We start from the raw sequence: 219 nt of genomic DNA, 5'->3' as shown, positions 1-219 counted from the left end.
CACTTGGTTTTCGTCATTAAGTATCGCAGAAAAGTAGTAAACGATGAGATTTCAGATTATCTGAAAGAACATTTCATACGATTACTTGAGCCAAAAGGACTTACAGTAGAAGAATGGAACCATGATTGCGACCACGTTCATATTTTGTTTCGTTCAGTTCCAAATATCGATTTGTCAAAAGCTATTAACAGCTACAAAAGTGTTAGTTCTCGTTTCGTA

The 219-nt window shown here is 35.2% G+C and carries 1 protein-coding gene; it reads left to right on the top strand.

Features of this window, described 5'->3' with window-relative positions:
- Window positions 1–219, top strand: a 219-nt coding sequence (tnpA, locus tag HHO41_RS22845) for an IS200/IS605 family transposase (RefSeq protein WP_169102750.1), incomplete at both ends; no start/stop codon positions are given.

The sequence above is a fragment of the Bacillus sp. DNRA2 genome (assembly GCF_012843265.1).
GTDB lineage: Bacteria > Bacillota > Bacilli > Bacillales > Cytobacillaceae > Bacillus_BU.
The sequence above is the reverse complement of the archived record's forward strand: the minus strand, read 5'-3'. Positions and strand labels throughout refer to the sequence as shown.